Source organism: Methylobacterium sp. 190mf, from assembly GCF_900107945.1.
GTDB lineage: Bacteria > Pseudomonadota > Alphaproteobacteria > Rhizobiales > Beijerinckiaceae > Methylobacterium.
In genome coordinates, this window is the sequence record NZ_FNVI01000006.1 from 52414 (window position 1) to 69638 (window position 17225).

19 protein-coding genes are annotated in these 17225 nt (G+C 73.6%); 7 read left to right on the forward strand and 12 right to left on the reverse strand.

What is annotated here, in order from left to right:
* Positions 1 to 24: 24 nt before the first annotated feature.
* From C4T42_RS08745 to C4T42_RS08755, 3 genes are all read left to right on the forward strand, one after another.
* Positions 25 to 534 carry a ferritin-like domain-containing protein gene (locus tag C4T42_RS08745; RefSeq protein WP_020093210.1) on the forward strand — a complete coding sequence of 170 codons (510 nt, stop codon included), beginning with the start codon at positions 25 to 27 and terminating at the stop codon, positions 532 to 534.
* Between the two features lie 98 nt (positions 535 to 632).
* Positions 633 to 1277 carry an isochorismatase family cysteine hydrolase gene (locus C4T42_RS08750; protein WP_081636479.1) on the forward strand — a complete coding sequence of 215 codons (645 nt, stop codon included), beginning with the start codon at positions 633 to 635 and terminating at the stop codon, positions 1275 to 1277.
* A gap of 204 nt (positions 1278 to 1481) precedes the next feature.
* The gene (locus C4T42_RS08755; RefSeq protein WP_012318739.1) at positions 1482 to 1679 is read left to right on the forward strand and encodes a hypothetical protein; all 198 of its coding nucleotides are present in this window, start codon (positions 1482 to 1484) and stop codon (positions 1677 to 1679) included.
* A 91-nt stretch (positions 1680 to 1770) separates the two neighbouring features.
* Here C4T42_RS08755 and C4T42_RS08760 read toward each other — a convergent pair whose 3' ends face one another.
* The gene (locus C4T42_RS08760) at positions 1771 to 2541 is read right to left on the reverse strand and encodes a glucose 1-dehydrogenase (RefSeq protein WP_020093212.1); all 771 of its coding nucleotides are present in this window, start codon (positions 2539 to 2541) and stop codon (positions 1771 to 1773) included.
* A gap of 152 nt (positions 2542 to 2693) precedes the next feature.
* On the opposite strand from C4T42_RS08760, the gene C4T42_RS08765 reads away from it, so the two are divergent.
* Positions 2694 to 3323, forward strand: a complete 630-nt coding sequence (locus C4T42_RS08765; RefSeq protein WP_020093213.1) for a TetR/AcrR family transcriptional regulator — start codon at positions 2694 to 2696, stop codon at positions 3321 to 3323.
* Between the two features lie 8 nt (positions 3324 to 3331).
* On the opposite strand, the gene C4T42_RS08770 is transcribed toward C4T42_RS08765, so the two are convergent.
* From C4T42_RS08770 to C4T42_RS08790, 5 genes are all read right to left on the reverse strand, one after another.
* Positions 3332 to 3676, reverse strand: coding sequence for a DUF1330 domain-containing protein (locus tag C4T42_RS08770; protein ID WP_020093214.1), 345 nt, complete (start codon positions 3674 to 3676; stop codon positions 3332 to 3334).
* A gap of 63 nt (positions 3677 to 3739) precedes the next feature.
* The gene (gene pyrF / locus C4T42_RS08775; protein ID WP_020093215.1) at positions 3740 to 4432 is read right to left on the reverse strand and encodes an orotidine-5'-phosphate decarboxylase; all 693 of its coding nucleotides are present in this window, start codon (positions 4430 to 4432) and stop codon (positions 3740 to 3742) included.
* Between the two features lie 280 nt (positions 4433 to 4712).
* Complete coding sequence (locus C4T42_RS08780; RefSeq protein WP_020093216.1) at positions 4713 to 5330, reverse strand: uracil-DNA glycosylase family protein; 618 nt, start codon at positions 5328 to 5330, stop codon at positions 4713 to 4715.
* A 137-nt stretch (positions 5331 to 5467) separates the two neighbouring features.
* On the reverse strand, positions 5468 to 7663 hold the full coding sequence (locus tag C4T42_RS08785) for a xanthine dehydrogenase family protein molybdopterin-binding subunit (protein WP_103984993.1): 2196 nt from the start codon (positions 7661 to 7663) through the stop codon (positions 5468 to 5470).
* A 69-nt stretch (positions 7664 to 7732) separates the two neighbouring features.
* Entirely contained in the window at positions 7733 to 8188 is a 456-nt protein-coding gene (locus C4T42_RS08790) for a (2Fe-2S)-binding protein (protein WP_103984994.1), read from the reverse strand.
* A gap of 285 nt (positions 8189 to 8473) precedes the next feature.
* On the opposite strand from C4T42_RS08790, the gene C4T42_RS08795 reads away from it, so the two are divergent.
* The gene (locus tag C4T42_RS08795) at positions 8474 to 10009 is read left to right on the forward strand and encodes an ATP-binding protein (RefSeq protein WP_103984995.1); all 1536 of its coding nucleotides are present in this window, start codon (positions 8474 to 8476) and stop codon (positions 10007 to 10009) included.
* 27 nt (positions 10010 to 10036) lie between these two features.
* Here C4T42_RS08795 and C4T42_RS08800 read toward each other — a convergent pair whose 3' ends face one another.
* A complete protein-coding gene (locus C4T42_RS08800; protein WP_103984996.1) occupies positions 10037 to 10453 on the reverse strand; it encodes an EVE domain-containing protein in 417 nt (138 codons plus the stop codon).
* A 224-nt stretch (positions 10454 to 10677) separates the two neighbouring features.
* Between C4T42_RS08800 and C4T42_RS08805 the strand changes: the two genes are divergently transcribed.
* Positions 10678 to 13065, forward strand: a complete 2388-nt coding sequence (locus C4T42_RS08805; RefSeq protein WP_103984997.1) for an EAL domain-containing protein — start codon at positions 10678 to 10680, stop codon at positions 13063 to 13065.
* Between the two features lie 25 nt (positions 13066 to 13090).
* Here the strand turns inward: C4T42_RS08805 and C4T42_RS08810 are convergent, their stop codons facing one another.
* The 5 genes from C4T42_RS08810 to C4T42_RS08830 all read right to left on the reverse strand — a co-directional run bounded on the left by C4T42_RS08810 (position 13091) and on the right by C4T42_RS08830 (position 16782).
* Positions 13091 to 14089: an NAD(P)H-dependent glycerol-3-phosphate dehydrogenase gene (locus C4T42_RS08810; protein WP_042670844.1), complete on the reverse strand. Its 999-nt coding sequence runs from the start codon at positions 14087 to 14089 to the stop codon at positions 13091 to 13093.
* The gene (locus tag C4T42_RS08815) at positions 14086 to 14943 is read right to left on the reverse strand and encodes a GNAT family N-acetyltransferase (protein ID WP_103984998.1); all 858 of its coding nucleotides are present in this window, start codon (positions 14941 to 14943) and stop codon (positions 14086 to 14088) included. Before C4T42_RS08815 ends, C4T42_RS08810 begins: the two co-directional genes overlap by 4 nt.
* Entirely contained in the window at positions 14940 to 16004 is a 1065-nt protein-coding gene (tsaD, locus tag C4T42_RS08820; protein WP_091978264.1) for a tRNA (adenosine(37)-N6)-threonylcarbamoyltransferase complex transferase subunit TsaD, read from the reverse strand. The genes C4T42_RS08815 and tsaD overlap by 4 nt, the downstream gene beginning before the upstream one ends.
* 134 nt (positions 16005 to 16138) lie before the next feature.
* Positions 16139 to 16348 carry a molybdopterin-binding protein gene (locus C4T42_RS08825; RefSeq protein ID WP_020093225.1) on the reverse strand — a complete coding sequence of 70 codons (210 nt, stop codon included), beginning with the start codon at positions 16346 to 16348 and terminating at the stop codon, positions 16139 to 16141.
* A gap of 95 nt (positions 16349 to 16443) precedes the next feature.
* Positions 16444 to 16782, reverse strand: coding sequence for a DUF2293 domain-containing protein (locus tag C4T42_RS08830; protein WP_042670839.1), 339 nt, complete (start codon positions 16780 to 16782; stop codon positions 16444 to 16446).
* Positions 16783 to 16884: 102 nt separating this feature from the next.
* On the opposite strand from C4T42_RS08830, the gene C4T42_RS08835 reads away from it, so the two are divergent.
* On the forward strand, positions 16885 to 17187 hold the full coding sequence (locus C4T42_RS08835; RefSeq protein WP_103984999.1) for a hypothetical protein: 303 nt from the start codon (positions 16885 to 16887) through the stop codon (positions 17185 to 17187).
* The last annotated feature ends 38 nt before the right edge of the window (positions 17188 to 17225 follow it).

The following is a 17225-nucleotide window of genomic DNA, read 5'->3' on the forward strand; positions in this document are numbered from 1 at the left end:
CGCAACTGCTGAGAGGTGAACGCCATGACCATGGACGCCCGCGAGATCTACGTCACGGCCCTGAAGAACACCCATGCTGTGGAGATGCAGGCGCTGCAGATCATGGAGCGGCAGGTCGAGCGCCTGGAGCGCTATCCTGAGATGGAGCAGGCCCTGCGCCGCCACATCGAGGAGACGCACGGGCAGCGCCACCGGCTGGAGGAGGCGCTCCAGAGCCTGGGCGACAGCCCCTCGACCCTCAAGGAGGGCTTCCTGGGCTTCGTCGGCAACATGATGGCCCTGGGTCACACGCCGGCCCAGGACGAGATCCTGAAGAACACCTACGCCAACCACGCCTTCGAGAATTTCGAGATCGCCGCCTACGAGTCGCTGCTCACCATCGGCGACGCCGCCGGCAAGCAGGGCCACCGGACGGCGTTCGAGCAGTCCCTCAAGGAGGAGCAGGCCATGGCGGAGGCGGTGCGCAAGCTGATCCGCCCGACCACCGAGCGCTATCTCTCCCTGACGGTATCCGGCGCCAAGGCCGACCGCTGAGGTCCCGCCGTCCCCGCCCCGAGACCGGGCGGGGACGGCCTCCCGTACCACTTTCGCCCGCTACCCGAGCCACGCTGACCCAGTCTGATCGCGCGCCCATGGACATCGGAAGCCGCCCATCGACGGACAGTCCCCGGCCGGAGCCGGAAACCGCCGGCGGGGCCCTGGGGAGGGGATGCGTCCACCTCTGCGTGGACATGCAGCGCATGTTCGCCGAGCCCACCGACTGGCAGACCCCGTGGATGAATCGCGTCCTGCCCCATGTCTGCCGCCTCGCGGCGGCGCATCCGGAGCGGACCCTCTTCACCCGCTTCATCCCGGCCGCCCGGCCGGGCGAGGGCCGCGGGACCTGGGCGACCTACTCGCGGCGCTGGGCCGGCATGACCCGGGAGCGCCTCGACCCGGGCCTGATCGACCTCGTCCCGGACCTCGCCCGACTGGCTCCGCCCGCCGAGATCGTCGACAAGACCGTCTACTCGCCCTGGCTCGAGACGGGTCTCGACGCGCGCCTGCGCGCGCGGGGGGTCGACACGCTGATCGTCACAGGCGCCGAGACTGACGTCTGCGTGCTGGCCGCCGTGCTCGGCGGGGTCGATCTCGGCTACCGGATCGTGCTGGCCACCGACGGCCTGTGCAGTTCCTGCGACGAGGCGCACGACGCCCTCCTGCTGATGTACCGGATGCGGTACGGCCACCAGGTCGAGACGATGACGACCGCCGAGATCCTCGACCGCTGGCACTGAGCCGGCCACGCGCCCTCCCGCCGCGCCCGAGCATCCGATCTGTAATGGCCAAGCTCAAGGCGAGTTCTCGGCCCGGCTCCGCCGGCCACCCCGGCTCACGAACACTCGATCCGTGCGGCCGCGCACGCGAAAAACAGTCGCGGCGCATGAACCGGTGGCCGGTGAGACCGTTATGTTCCTGAACAGGGTTCCGGAGGAAAGGTTATGGCCAAGCACGAGATCCTCGGCTACTTCGAGCACCGCCGCGACGGGGCCTGGGTCTGCGTCCGTCCCTTCACCTTGACCACGCGGGACGCGAGCGTCGACATCCGCCAGGGCATGCGCTTCGACTACGGCAAGCGCGTCGGGGGCGTCGATCTGGCCGAGTACCTCGAGCGCCTGGGTTCGCAGTTCGGTTCCTGAGGCGCGGTCACGCGCGAGCCGCAGATCGCAGACCCTTCGACGCGGCGCCGGGGGTGACCCCTGCGCCGCGCTTCGTCGTTTTGAGCGCCGCTCAGGCGCCGCCCCACTGCATCGTCAGGCCGCCATCGACCACCAGGGTGTGGCCGGTGACGTAGGCGGCGTCCTCCGAGGCGAGGTAGAGGATCGCCCGGGCGATCTCCTCGGGCTGGCCGGCCCGGTGCCACGGGATCCGCTCCAGGGACTCGTCGAGAACCTCCGGCTTCTCGAACCGGTCGGCGGTCATCGGCGTCTCGATCAGGCCCGGGGCGACGCTGTTGACGTTGATCCGGTCCTCCGCGAGTTCGCGCGACAGGGACCGGCAGAGGGAGCCGAGCCCGGCCTTCGACATGCCGTAGGGGGCGCTCTCCGGCGTGGGCAGGTGCTGGGCCACGGAGGAGACGAACACGATCTTTCCGTTGCCGCCCTGGGCCCGGCGCATCCGGATGAAGGGGCGGGCGCAGAACAGCGGCCCCATGAGGTTCACCCGCAGGATCCGCTCCAGCACCGCGTCGTCCATCTCGGCGACCGGCATCCCGCTCATGGCCTGCCCGGCATTGGCCACGAGGATGTCGAGGGTGCCGAACTCGCTGCCGATGCGGTCGAAGGCCGCCGTGACCGCCGCCGGGTCGCCGACGTCGAGCTGGAGCACCAGCGCCCGCCGGCCCGCGGCCTCCACCCGCGCGGCGGTCTCGCGGATGCCCTCCGCGTCGCTGTGATAGGTGATGGCCACGTCGGCGCCCGCGCGGGCGAGCAGTTCCGCGGTCGCCTGCCCGATGCCGGAATCGGCCCCGGTGACCAGGGCGCGGGTGTCGGTGAAGCGCATCGCGGATCTCTCGCTGACGCCGCCGTCGCGGCGGGGTGCCTGGGCAATGGGCGCCGCCCGGGCCGGTTCCGGGCGCGCGCAGCCGCCGCAGGGGAACCCGATCCGGGTTCGCGTCTTTGACGCCCCGCCGCCGCATGGCCTAGTGAGGTCGCATGTCCCTCGAAGATACGACCCGCTCGCTCGCGGAGGAGTGCGCGCCCGACACGCGGAGCCGCATCCTCGCGACGGCGGGCACGTATTTCCGCGAGATCGGCTACCAGAAGACGACCGTGGCCGACATCGCCCGGACGCTGAAGATGAGCCCGGCCAACGTCTACCGCTTCTTCGAGTCGAAGAAGGCGATCAACGAGGCGGTGCTGGAGCGGCTGATCGGCGAGAGCGAGGCGGTGATCCTCGGCATCGCCGACCGGCCGGGCCTCGACGCCACCGCGCGCCTCGCGGCGGCGATCGAGGCCCTGCATCGCGACTCCACCCGGCGCTGCGAGACGTTTCCCCGCCTGCACGAGATGATCGAGGCGGCGATGGCGGAGAGCTGGGACGTCTGCCGCCACCACGTCGCCCGGATCACCGCCGGGTTCGAGCGGATCATCCGCGACGGGGTGGCGCGGGGCGAGTTCGAGGCGGCCGATCCCGCCGAGGCGGCCGCCTGCGTCCACGTCGCCATCGCCCGCTACACCCACCCGCTGCTGGTGGGCTGCTCCACCCTCCAGCCGGTGCCGCCCATGGCGGCGATGACGGCGTTCCTGCTGCGGAGCCTCGCGCCGCGCGGGTCGCTCCCGTAGCGCGCCGCCTACTCGGAGGCCGGTCCCGCCTCCGGCGCCGGCTCGGAGGCGCTGGGCTGCGGCCCGTCATAGCCCTCGATCACCAGGATCTCGGCCTCGACGCCGCCGCGCTGCTTGGCCTTGGCGGCCTGGTAGAGGTCGGAGTTCCAGCAGGCGAGGGCGTCGGCGTAGCTCGGGAACTCGATCACCACGTTGCGGGACCGGGCCGGGCCCATCACCGCCTCGTGGGCGCCGCCGCGCACGAGGAACCGGCCGCCGAACTTGGCGAAGGCCGCGCCGTTGGCCGCCACGTAGTCCTTGTAGGCCTCCGCGTCGCGGACATCGACCCGCGCGATCCAGTAGCCCTTGGTCATGCTGCGTCTCCTGCCCTGCGGAGCGAAGTGGGACCGCTCCGCCCGAAGGCAATCCCGCTCGGATCAGGCGAGGTCCGCCACGATCGCCCGCGCCACCGCGCGGGGGTCGGCGGCGCCGGTGATCGGGCGGCCGACCACCACGTGGTCGATCCCGGCCCGGCGGGCATCGCCCGGCGTCATGACCCGCTTCTGGTCGCCGGCCGCGGCGCCCGCCGGGCGGATGCCCGGGGTGACGATCAGCCGGTCCGGACCGACGACGTGCCGGACCGCGCCCGCCTCGGCGGCCGAGCAGACGAGGCCGTCGATGCCGATCTCGGCCGCCTGGGCGGCGCGCTTGGCGACGAGCTCCGCCACCGGCAGGCCGTAGCCGGCCTCCGCGGCGTCGGCGTCGTCGTAGGAGGTGAGCACCGTCACGGCGAGGATCCTGAGTCCCGCGCCCCGGCCGCGGACCGCCGCCCGCATGGTCTGCGGGTAGGCGTGGACGGTGAGGAAGGTGGCGCCGGAGCCCGAGGCCGAGCGCACGCCCTCCTCGACGGTGTTGCCGATGTCGTGGAGCTTCAGGTCGAGGAAGACCTTGAGCCCGCGGGCCGCCAGCCGCTCGGCCAGGGCGAGGCCTCCCGCGTATCCGAGCTGGTAGCCGATCTTGTAGAAGGTCGCGGCGTCGCCGATCCGGTCGATCAGCGCCTCGGCGGCCTGCACGCTCGGCAGGTCGAGGGCCACGATCAGGCGGTCGCGGGGGTCGGCAATCTCGGTCATCGGCGCGTCCTTCGGGGGTCGCGGCACGGATCACGCGCCGGCGATGCCTGTCAATGCGGGCGGGTCCGGGCGACGCCGTCCCCGACCTCCCGTGCGCGCCCCGCCTCGCGCGCCGTCCTTGCGAGCGCAGCGAAGCAATCCAGGGCGGCGCGCCGGTCTCGGATTTGATGTGTCGCTGGATTGCTTCGCTGCGCTCGCAAAGACGGGCGCGACCCTTCAGTCCCGAGGGATATGGGATGCGCATGTCGTCGCTGCCTGGACGAGGCCCCTCATCCCGCCATCACCCCGCCATCACCCGCGCCACCTCGGCGCGCAGCACCGGCAGCAGCTCCGCCTCGAACCAGGGCTCGCGCTTCAGCCAGCCGTTGTTGCGCCAGGACGGGTGGGGCAGGGGGAGCACCCGGGGGCGGCGCGGCTCGGCCAGGATCTCCCGCCAGCGCCGCACCGTCCCGGTGAGGCCGCCCTCCATCCGCCCGAGGTGCCAGCCCTGCGCGTACTGGCCGATCACCAGGATCAGCTCCAGATCCGGCAGGCCGGAGAAGAGTTCCGCCCGCCAGCGCTCGGCGCATTCCCGGCGGGGCGGCCGGTCGCCGCCCTTGGCGTCGAGGCCGGGGAAGCACGACCCCATCGGCACGATGGCCACCCGGGCGGGATCGTAGAACCGCGCCGCGTCGAGGCCGAGCCAGGCGCGCAGCCGCACGCCCGACGGGTCGGTGAAGGGCTGCCCGGTGCGGTGGGCGCGGGTGCCGGGGGCCTGGCTGGCGATGCAGAGGCGGGCCGTGGCCGAGCCCTGGACGATCGGCCGGGGCTCCTGGGGCAGGTGCGGCCCGTAGCGCGGCGTGTCGCGGCAGAGGCGGCAGGCGCGCAGGCGCGCGGCGGTGTCGTCGAAGGCGGGCATGGCCCGGAGATGGCGTCGCGGCGCGCGAAAAAGAAACGGCGCGGTGTCGCGCCGCGCCGTCGTCAGTCGGGTCTCTTGCCTTGGGGGGAAGGCCCACCCTTCCTACGCCGATCCGGGCCGGCGGAACGTGCGTTTCCTCACGCGCCCTTCACGCCGGAGAGGTCGAGCGGCAGCGAGCGCAGGCGCCGGCCGGTCGCGGCGAAGACCGCGTTGGCGATCGACGGCCCGAGCACGGGCACGCCCGGCTCACCGATCCCGGTGGGCGCCGCCTGGCTCGGCACGATGTGCACCTCCACCTTCGGCATCTCGCTCATCCGGGTCGGCTCGTAGGCGTCGAAATTGTGCTCCTGCACCTGCCCGTCCTTGAGGGTGATGCGGTTGCGCAGCACCGCCGACAGGGCGAAGCCCACCGCGCCCTCGACCTGCGCGCGGATCACGTCCGGGTTGACCGGAACGCCGACATCCACCGCCGCCACGATCCGGTTGACGCGGATCGCGGCGTCGTGCGCCGTGACGTCGGCCACCATGGCGACGTAGGAGCCGAAGGATTCGTGGACCGCCACCCCGAGGCCGCGGCCCTGGTCCTGCGGCTTGGCGCTCCAGCCGGCCTTCTCGGCGGCGAGCTTGAGCACGCCGGACAGCCGCGGCGCCTGGGTCAGGAGGGAGAGCCGGTAGGCGACCGGATCGACGTTGGCGGCGTGGGCCAGCTCGTCGATCATCACCTCCATCACGTGGGCCGTGTGGGTGTGGCCGACCGAGCGCCACCACAGGACCGGCACGCCCTCGCGGCCGTTATGGACGCCGAACCGGTAGGCCGGCAGCGCGTAGGCGGTGTCGGAGGCGCCCTCCACGGTGGTGGCGTCGATGCCGTTCTTGACGATCATCGCCTCGAAGGGCGAGCCGATAATGATCGACTTGCCGACCATCACGTGGTCCCAGCCGACCACCGCGCCCTTGCCGTCGATGCCGGCCCGGACCCTGTGCAGCACGGTCGGGCGGTAATAGCCGCCGGCCATGTCGTCCTCGCGGGTCCAGACGAGGTGGAGCGGGGCCTTCTCGCCGGACGCCTTGAAGACGGTGGCGGCTTCCGCGAGGTAGTCGGCGGTGGGCGTCGCCCGGCGCCCGAACGAGCCGCCGGCCCAGTTGCTGTGCAGCCGGACCCGGTCGGCCGTCACGCCGAGGATCGCCGCCATCGTGGCCTGCTCGACGGTCTGGAACTGGAAGCCCGCGTAGACGTCGTAGCCGCCGTCGGCCCCCTTCTCGATCGTGGCGTTCAGGGGCTCCATCGCCGCGTGGGCGAGGTAGGGGAAGGTGAACTCGGCCTCGACGACCTTGGCGGCGCCCTTGAGCGCCGCCTGCGGGTCGCCGCGCTCGGAGGCCGTCAGGCCGGGACCCTTGGCGCGCTCGCGGTACTCGGCCAGGATCGCGTCGGACGAGCGGGTCTCGGCGGTGCTGTCGTCCCAGGCGACGGTCAGCGCCTCGCGGCCCTTCATGGCCGACCACGTGTCGCGGGCGATCACCGCCACGCCGGTCGGCACCTGCACCACGTCGAGGACGCCCGCGACCTTCCGGGCGGCCGCGGCGTCGAAGCTCTTCACGGTGGCGCCGAAGCGCGGGGCCCGGGCGACGAGGGCCGTGACCTGGTTCGGGCGGCGGATGTCGAGGGAGTAGACCGCCGTGCCATTGGTCTTGGCGACGGAATCGAGGCGCGGCACCTTCTGGCCGATCAGCGTCCACTCGCTCGGGTCCTTGAGCCGCGGCTCGGACGGCACCGGCAGCGAGGCGGCCGAGGCCGCGAGCTCCCCGAACCGGGCCTGCCGGCCGGACGGAGCGTGGCGCACGAGACTGTCGGCGACCGTGATCTCGGAGACCGGCACCTTCCAGCGGAAGGCGGCCTCGGCCATCAGCATCTCGCGGGCGGCCGCGCCCGCCTTGCGCAGCTGGAACCAGGAATTGGCCACCGCGGTCGAGCCGCCGGTGCCCTGGATCGGGCCCATCAGGCTGTTGTTGTAGAGCGCCGCGTCGGCGGGCGCGAACTCGGTGCGGACGTGTCGCCAGTCGGCGCCGAGCTCGTCGGCCAGGATCGTGGCGAGCCCGGTCGTGTTCCCCTGGCCCATGTCGAGGTGCTTGATCACCACCGTGACGGTGTCGTCCGCGCCGATCCGCACGAAGGCGTTGGGCTGCGCCTTCACGTCGGCGAGGTTCGGGCCGGCGGCGGCGCGGGCGGGTTTCGGGTCGAGCCGGAACGCGACCACGAGGGCGCCGGCGCCCGCGAGCAGGCCGCGGCGGCTGGGGCGGACGGGGAGGGGGCTCGGTCGACGGGCGTTCAGCATGGCGGCGAGGCTCCGGTCGGGACCGCGGGGGAGGGCGGGGAAGGGCGGGAAGGTGGGCGCCGGGACGGATCAGGCGAGGCTGCGCGCGGCTTCGTGAATCGCCGCGCGGATGCGCTGATAGGTGCCGCAGCGGCAGATGTTGCCGTCCATGGCGCCGTCGATGTCGGCGTCGGTGGGCTTGGCGTTGCCCGAGAGCAGGCCGATCGCCGACATGATCTGGCCGGACTGGCAGTAGCCGCACTGGACCACGTCGAGCTTGCGCCACGCCGCCTGGACGGCCTCGGCCACCCGGCCCGACACGCCCTCGATGGTCGTCACCTGCGCGGTGCCGACATCGCCCAGGCGCGTCTGGCAGGCCCGGACCGGCTGGCCGTCGAGGTGGACCGTGCAGGCGCCGCACTGCGCGATGCCGCAGCCGTACTTGGTGCCGGTGGCGTCGAGCCGGTCGCGCAGCACCCAGAGCAGGGGCATGTCGGGATCGGCGTCGATCGCGTGCGCGACGCCGTTGACGGTGAGATTCGGCATGGTCGGCGACCCTCTACTCGACGCGCGTGTCCGGGCGCCCCGGATCGCGGCGTGCGACCGCGCTCGGGCCGGCGGGCCTCCACCCGAGACTAGCGGGCGCGGGCCCCGACACGATGTGCGGCACCGCACGTCGATCCGGCGGCACGACAGTCTCGATACAGCCCGCGATGCTTAAGATTGCAGGGATGTCGGCAGCCGCTTCTTAACATATCCGCCCCATCCTCACGGAGTGCTTCCCCGCCACCGCCGCCCGTCCGCGCATTCGAGCCGAGTTTGAAGACGCGCATGTCCGATCTCACCGTCGAGATGGTCCAGCGCGGTCGCGGCCCCTCGACGGAGGAGGCGGCGCGCCGCCGCGGGGTCGCCCGGGAAATCCGCTCGGCCCGGGAGAAGCTGACCTCGCGGACCGGCCTCGAACGGGCCTTCGACTACGAGCTGCTGCGCCACTACGCCCAGTACCGGGTCGGCGCGGGCATCCCGCTGGTGGGGTTCGCGGCGGCGCTGGCCGCGGCGTCGACCTTCTGGATCGCGCCGCCGGTGGCGGCGATCTGGGCGCTCGGCGTGGTCCTGATGATCTCGCTCAACACGACGTTGAGCCGGCGCTTCCTCCGCGCCGACCCGGCGACGATCCCGCTCGCCCGCTGGCGCCGCCGCTTCCTGATCGGCGAGGTGCTGCAGAGCCTGTCGTGGGCCGCCATGATCGGGCTGGGAACCACCGGCGGCTGGACCTTCGCGCTGTTCGGCCTCGTCATCGCCTCCGCGGTCACCACCATGCTGGCCGCGACGGTGCCGCTCGCCGCCGTCGCCGCCCTGGTGCCGCTGGCCCTCGCCACCGCCTCGCTCGCGGCCTTCTCCCGCGGAATGGACCTGCTGATGCTGGTGGTCATGGCCAGCGGCGCGCAGGTCTTCTTCCTCGGCCTGTCCCGCCGCCTCTACACCTCGACGGTGGGCGCCCTGCGCTCCCGCGCCGAGAAGGACGCGGTGTTCGGCGAGCTGGAGCAGGCCAAGGCCAATTCGGACGAGGCCCGCCGCCGGGCCGAGGAGGCCAACCTCGCCAAGTCGCGCTTCCTCGCCACGATGAGCCACGAGCTGCGCACACCGCTCAACGCCATCCTGGGCTTCTCGGAGGTGATGAAGAACGAGGTGTTCGGCACCCATACGGCGCCGTCCTACCGCGAGTACTCGCACGACATCCACGACAGCGGGATGCACCTCCTGAACCTGATCAACGAGATCCTCGACCTGTCGCGGATCGAGGCGGGGCGCTACGAGCTCAACGAGGAGCCGGTGCAGCTCGCCCACGTGGTCGAGGAGTGCCGCCACATGATGGGCCTGCGGGCCAAGGCGAAGAACCAAACCTTCCACGACCTCGTCGACGGCTCGCTGCCGCGGCTCTGGGCCGACGAGCGGGCTCTGCGCCAGATCGTCCTGAACCTCCTGTCGAACGCCGTGAAGTTCACGCCCCCGGGCGGCGAGATCTGGCTGAAGGTCGGCTGGACCGCCTCGGGCGGGCAGTACGTCTCGGTGAAGGACAGCGGCCCGGGCATCCCCGAGGACGAGCTCGGCACGGTCCTGTCCTCGTTCGGGCGCGGCTCGCTCGCGATCAAGACCGCCGAGCAGGGCTCCGGCCTCGGCCTTCCGATCGTGAAGGGCCTCGTGGAGCTGCACGGCGGGCAGTTCCAGCTGTCCTCCAAGCCCCGCGAGGGCACCGAGGTGGTGGTGACCCTGCCGGCCGCCCGGGTCATGGACACGCTGCCGCCGGTCGAGGTCGAGCCGGACTTCGTGGGCCCCGTGCGCGGCCCCCTCAACCGCGCCGCCTGAGCGGCCCGTCGGGCCGCGCGGCCCGGCTCAGCCGAGACCGCCGAGGGCGCAGACCCGCGCCCACTCGGCCTCGGTCACCGGCTGCACCGACAGCCGGGAATTGTTGACCAGCACCATGTCGGCGAGCGCCGCGTCGGCCTTGATCGCCTCGAGCGTGACCGGGCTCGGCAGCGCCCGCACGGCCCTGACGTCGACCATGCCGAAGCGGCCGGTCTCGTCGGTGTGGTCGGGATAGTAGGCGCGGATCACCGCCACGATGCCCACCACCGCCTTGCCCTCGTTCGAGTGGTAGAAGAAGCCCTCCTCGCCGACCTGCATGGCCATCAGCTGCTTCTTGGCGAGGTGGTTGCGCACGCCGTTCCAGTGCGTGCCGGCCTCCCCGGCCGCGACCTGCTGATTCCACGACCAGGTCGCGGGCTCGGATTTGAACAGCCAGTACGCCATCGCTGAAGTCCCAGTAGACCGCCCGGCCGGGCGGCGCGCCCCGCCATAGCCCAGCTTCGCCTCCCGGGAACAGGCCGGCCCGGCCCCGGCCGCGCGCGGGACCTGCGGTCAAGCAGAACCCGCGTAGAACGCCGCAGCTCTGCTATCGCAAGCCTGGGGCAAATATTAAATTTTGCATGCAAATAGCCGTATAGCGCGTCACGCACCAATTCCCGGTTGCATACATGATCTCAGTCATCGGTTGCTTTATCGGTGAACACAACCTGTGGCTGGCAGGCCTCGCGGCCCTGGTCTGCGCGCTGGCGAGCGGCACCGCGATCGAGCTTCTCACCCATGCCGGCCGGACCGGCGGCCGCGGCCGCTACGTCTGGGTCGCGGTGGCCGCCGCCGCCGGGGGATCGGGGATCTGGGCGACGCATTTCCTGGCGATGCTCGCCTTCGAGCCCGGGCTGCCGTCGGGCTACGGCGTCGGGCTGACGCTCCTCTCCTACGTGGACGCCGTCGCGATCACCGGGCTCGGCTTCGCCCTGGCCGCGTCCGGCCGGGCGGTCCAGGCGGGCCTCGGCGGCGCCGTGGTCGGCGGCGGCATCGCGACGATGCACTATACCGGCATGGCCGCCTATCAGGTGGCGGGGCACCTCGCCTGGACTCCCGCGCTGGTCGTGGTCTCGGTCGGCCTCGGGGCGGGGCTCGGCGCCGCCGCCCTGGTGGTCGGCCTGTCGGCCACCACCGTCCGGGGTCGGTACGGCGGCGCCGCGCTGCTGATCCTGGCGATCTGCGGCCACCACTTCGCCGGCATGGGCGCGGTGACCCTCCATCCCGACCCCACCGTGGCGATCCCCTCGGGCGCGCTCCGGAGCGGGTGGCTCGCCGCGGCCGTGGCGGTGGCGAGCTTCCTGATCCTGCTGCTCGCCGGCGCCGCCCTCGTGGTCGACTTGCGGGAGCGCCGCCGGGCCGATCTCGAGCGCGAGCGCCTGCGCAGCCTCGCCAACGCGGCCGTGGAGGGCCTCGTCGTCTGCCGCGGCGGCGAGATCGTCAGCGCCAACGAGGCCTTCGCCCGGCTCGCGGGCCTGGAGGCGGCCCTCCTGACGGGCCGAAACCTCAGCGCCTACCTGCCGGACCTCGTGCCCGGCTTGGGGACGGCCGACCAGCCCCTGGAGACCGAACTCGTCCCGGCGGCGGGCGCCCCCATTCCCGTCGAGGTGATCATGCGCCCGGTCGCCGAGTACGGGCGCCTGCCGCACCACGCCGTGGCGGTGCGCGACCTGCGTGCCCGGCGCCGGGCCGAGAGCGAGATCCACTACCTCGCCCACCACGACGCGCTCACCGGCCTCGCCAACCGCACGAGCTTCCACGCCCGGCTCGAGCGCGCGATGCGCGCCGCGGACGCCCAGGGCGGCCGGCTCGCGGTGCTGTGCCTGGACCTCGATCGCTTCAAGGAGGTCAACGACCTGTTCGGGCACGCCGCCGGCGACGCGATGCTGCGCGACCTCGCGCTGCGGGTCGGCGGTCTCCTCGATCCCGAGCAGCTGATGGCGCGGCTCGGCGGCGACGAGTTCGCCATCCTGACGCCGCAGGCGGAGGGACAGGCGGAGCGGCTGGCCGAGCGGATCCTCGCCACCCTGGCGGCGGTTCCGGCCGCCTCCGGCCCGGTGATCGCCACCAGCATCGGCATCGCGGTCTATCCCGACGACGCCGCGGACCTGCGCGCGCTCCTGAGCCACGCCGACGCCGCCCTCTACCGGGCCAAGAGCGAGGGACGCGGCACCTGCCGGCGCTACGACGCCAGCATGGGCGCCGAGATCCGCGACAGGCGCCAGCTCGAGCACGACCTCCGCCACGCGGTGGCGCGGGGCGAGCTGGAGCTCGTCTACCAGCCGCAGAGCCAGATCGAGTCCGGCACGGTCACGGGCTTCGAGGCGCTGCTGCGCTGGCACCATCCGGCCAGGGGCGGCATCTCGCCGGCCGTGTTCATCCCGATCGCCGAGGAAACCGGGGCGATCCTCGAGATCGGCGCCTGGGTGCTGCGGGAGGCCTGCCGGGCGGCGGCCGGCTGGCCGAACCCGCTGGCGATCGCCGTCAACGTCTCGGCGGTGCAGCTCCACAACCCGCACTTCGTCCCGTTCGTCCACGGGACCCTGTACGAATCCGGATTGCGGGCGCAGCGCCTGGAGATCGAGATCACCGAGACCGCGCTGATCCGGGATCCGGCCCGGGCGCTCCTCACCCTGCGCCAGCTCAAGGCCCTCGGCGTGCGGATCGCCATGGACGATTTCGGCACCGGCTACTCGTCGCTGTCGAACCTGCGCGCCTTCCCGTTCGACCGGATCAAGATCGACGGCTCGTTCATCAGGGCGGTCCACAGCAACCCGCAGGGGGCCGCGATCGTGCGCTCCGTCCTGGGGCTGGGGCGCGGCCTCGGGCTCGCCGTGGTGGCGGAGGGCGTGGAGACCGCCGAGGAGCTGTCCTTCCTGGCCGGCGAGCAGTGCCACCTCGCCCAGGGCTACCTGCTGGGTCGGCCGGCGCCGATCGCGCTCTTCGCGGCCCACACCCACGGCCAAGGACAAGGACAAGGACAAGGCCACGCTGTGCCGGCGGCCTCGGTGGCGTGACAGGGGTTGCGGGGCGGGGCCGGCGTCAGTCGGTCTCCCCGCGCAGCGGACGGGCCAGCAGGCCGGCGATCACGTCGTCGACGCTGGCGGTGCCCGCCACGATGGCGGCGACGGCCGCCGCCACCGGCATCTCGATGCCCCTGGCGGCGGCCAGCCCGGCCAGCGCCGCGGCCGTGAACGCCCCCTCGGCGAGCTTGCCGCCCGCGGCCTCGGCCGGGCTCGCCCCGGCGCCGAGGCGCTGGCCGAAGGCGAAGTTGCGCGATTGCGGCGAGGAGGCGGTGAGCACGAGGTCGCCGAGGCCGGAGAGCCCCATCAGCGTCTCGGGCCGGCCCCCGAAGGTGCGGGCGAAGCGCATCAGCTCGGCGAAGGCCCGGGCGATCAGCGCCGCCCGGGCGCTCTCGCCGAGCCCGCGCCCGGCCACGATCCCGCAGGCGATGGCGAGCACGTTCTTGCCGGCGCCGCCGATCTCGACGCCGCGCACGTCGTCGGTGTGGTAGAGGCGGAAGCTCGGTCCCGACAGCAGCGCGCTCAGGGCGGCGGCGCGGCCGGCATCGGCCGCCGCCAGGGTCACGGCCGTGGGCAGGCCGCGGGCGACGTCGATCGCGAAGCTCGGGCCGGACAGGACCGCCACGGGCGTTCCCGGCGGCAGGACCTGCTCGGCCACCGCGCTGAGGAAGCTGTCGCTGCCGCGCTCGATCCCCTTGGCGCAGAGGATGACCGGCCCGGCCGTCGCCAGGGGTCCGCGCAGGGATTCCAGCACGCCGCGCACGGTCTGGGCGGGCACGACCAGGAGCGTCGCCCGGGCACGGGCGAGGTCGGCGGCCTCGCCCGTCGCCCGGATCGCCGGGTGGAGCGGCACGCCCGGCAGGTAGCGCGGATTCTCCCGCTGGGCCTGCAGGGCGGCGGCGGCCCCCGCGTCGCGCAGCCAGAGGGTGACGGGATGGCCGGCCCCGGCGGCGGCGTTGGCCAGCGCCGTGCCCCAGGCCCCGCCGCCGACGACGTTGATCGGGGTCTCGGCGCTCATGCCGCTTCCTCCCTGTCGGCGCAGTCCAGCCGGTAGAGCACGTGGTCGCGCAGCGGCCCCTCCGGCACCGCCGGATGCGGGAATGTCCCGGCCGCGCGCATGCCGAGGCGCTCCATCACGGCGCGGGAGCGGCCGTTGCCGGCCGCCGTGAAGGCCACGACGCTGCGGATCCCGCAGCGCTCCGCGAGGTCGGCGCGGGCGAGCCGCGCGGCGCGCGTGGCGAGGCCGCGGCCCCAGGAGTCGCGCGCGAGGCGCCAGGCCAGCTCGACCGTCGAACCGGGCCGGTCGCCGCCCGGGAAGGGCAGGGGCCGCAGGATCCGCATCGCGCCGGCGAAGCCGACGAACCGGCCCGCGTGTTCCAGGGCCCAGGGGCCGAACCCGTCCGCCACGAAGCGGCGGTCGAGGAGGCCGGCCTCGGCCTCGCTCTCCGGCGCGGTCCGGGTCCGGGGACAGTGGGCCATCACCGCCGGATCGGCGTTGAGCGCCGCGAACGGCGCCGCGTCCTCCGGGCGCCAGCGGCGCAGGGTCAGGTCGCCGTCGCGGAGAGCCGCTGGCACCGGCGCCAGGGCGATCTTGCCGCGCCACGCGAGCGAGCGGCGGTTGAGGAGGGCGAGATCCGCGCGCCCCGCGAGCACCGCCTCGCCGAGCGCGATCGCCAGCTCCAGCTGCGCGAGGGGCATGGTGGCGTGGGCGGGCGGGCGGACATGGTCGCGCCAGGCACCGCCGCAGGCGTGGTCCAGGAGGATGCGGGCGAAGCAATGGTCGAGCCGCACCGGCCAGTCCGGCCGGGCGGCCCCGGGCAGGCGGCGCTCCACCAGGTCCCGCCAGTGGGCGCGCCGGTCCGCCGCGCTCATCCGGCCGGGACCGCCGCGCGGGCCGGGGCGGCCGCCAGCGGCCAGCGGGGCCGCGCCGGGGCGGTGAGGTCGTCCACCAGCCCGAGGCGCAGGCGCTCCAGCCCGGCCCAGGCGATCATCGCGCCGTTGTCGCCGCAGAGGGGCAGGGGCGGGGCCACGAAGCTCAGGCCCGCCTCGCCCGCGAGGGACGCGAGCGCCCGCCGGACGGCGCCGTTGGCCGCCACGCCCCCCGCCGCCACCAGGGCGGTCGGGCGTCCGGCGACGTCCGAGAAGGCGCGCAGGGCGACCCGGGCGCGGTCCACCACCACGTCGACCACGGCGGCCTGGAAGCTCGCGCAGAGATCGGCGACGTCGCGCTCGGCCAGCGGGGCGATCCGCTCGGCCTCGATCCGCACGGCGGTCTTGAGGCCCGAGAGGGAGAAGTCGGCCTCGCGGCGGCCGAGCATCGGCCGGGGCAGGGCGAAGCGCTCGGGATCGCCGGCCTCGGCCACGCGCTCGACCTCGGGGCCGCCGGGATAGCCGAGGCCCAGGAGCTTGGCGACCTTGTCGAAGGCCTCGCCGATGGCGTCGTCGACGGTGGAGCCGAGGCGCACGTAGTCGCCGACGCCGCGCACGGCGACGAGCTGGGTGTGGCCGCCCGAGACCAGGAGCAGCAGGTAGGGGAAGGCGATGCCGTCGGTGAGCCGCGCCGTGAGGGCGTGGGCCTCCAGGTGGTTGACGGCGAGCAGGGGCTTGCGGGTCACGAGCGCCAGGGTCTTGGCGGTGACGAGGCCGACCAGCACGCCGCCGATCAGCCCGGGCCCGGCCGCCACCGCGATGCCGTCGAGGTCCCGGAAGCCGGTCCCGGCCCGGTCGAGGGCGCGGGCGATCAGCCGGTCGAGCACCTCGACATGGGCGCGGGCGGCGATCTCCGGCACGACGCCACCGTAGGCCGCGTGCTCGGCGATCTGACTGAGCACCTCGTTGGCGCGGATCTGAGCGCCACCCTCCTCGTCGACCGACACCACCGCGGCGGCGGTCTCATCGCAGGTGGTCTCGATGCCGAGCACGGTCTTCTGCACGCGCGGAACTCCTTGGTCCGGGCTCATCCTATCCGGCGGCGGCGGCGGCGCGAAGGCGGCCGCTCCCCGCCCGGGCCCGGAGCGTGGTGAATGCGCGCCGCCCTCCGTCCAGGAGGGCGGCGCGCGAGCCGTCGTCAGTCGACGGCGACCATGACGTCGGAGGCCTTGATCACCGCGTAGGCGGGACCGCCGGCGACGAGCTTGAGGGCCTCGACGGCCTCGTTGGTGATCGAGGCGGTGACCACCTGGCCGGGGCTGATCTCGATCCTCACGTGGGAGGTGGTCGCCCCCTTCTCTACCGAGACGACCGTACCCTTGAGAACGTTGCGCGCGCTGATCTTCATGGTCTTCTGCCAATCTCCACGAGCGGCACCGGAACGGGCCGCAGGGCGGCCCCGGGCCGGTCTCCTACAGCATGGCGGAGCCCGGCGCGACCGCCTCAGCGCGGATCGGCTCCGGGCGCGCCGGGCTCGTCCTCGGGGACCGGCGCGGCGCCCCAGGCGGCGAGTGCGGCGTTGAGGTCTTCGAGGACGAAGTGCCGGGCGCTGTCCCGGTCGTAGCCTTCCGCGAGGAGTTCGTCGTAATCCGTGAAGACGTGGCGCGCGTAGGCCACGAGGGCGAGGCGGGCCGCCGTCTCGGGGGCGGCCCGACGGAGGCCGGGGCTCGCCAGCGCCCGGTCGAGGGCGGCCTCCGCCTCGAAATCCGGCAGGCGCGGCGCGAGGCGGGCCAGGGCCGCGGCGACGGCCTCCCGGCGGTTCAGGGGCGGACCGGCGCTCACCGGGGATCTGCCGTCGGCATGATTTTAAAGGTGTGATCGGGTAGGATCGCCGCCAGATGAGGCGGGGCCGGCACAGGATCCTCCGCCGGGGAGATCACGTCCATGGCAATTCTTCGTCCCGCGCTGCTTCTCGGCCTCATGCTCGGGGCGACGCCGGCGCTGGCCCAGAGCCCGGCTCCGGGCGCGGGCCCAGGCCCCGCCGCCCCGGCCGGCCCCATCGTGGGCGGCCGCCGGGTCACCCCCATGAGCCAGACCAAGCCGCCGGGCAACGCCGCGGCCACCGGACTGCCGCAGCCCGTGAGCCAGGCCGAGATGATCAAGGCTCAGAAGGCCGCCGAGGCCCGCTCGAAGGCCTGGGACAGCAAGATGCGGCACACGATGGGCTCGATCTGCCACGGCTGCTGAGGCCCGCGCCCCGTCCCGGGTGCCGGAGGCCGGCCTTC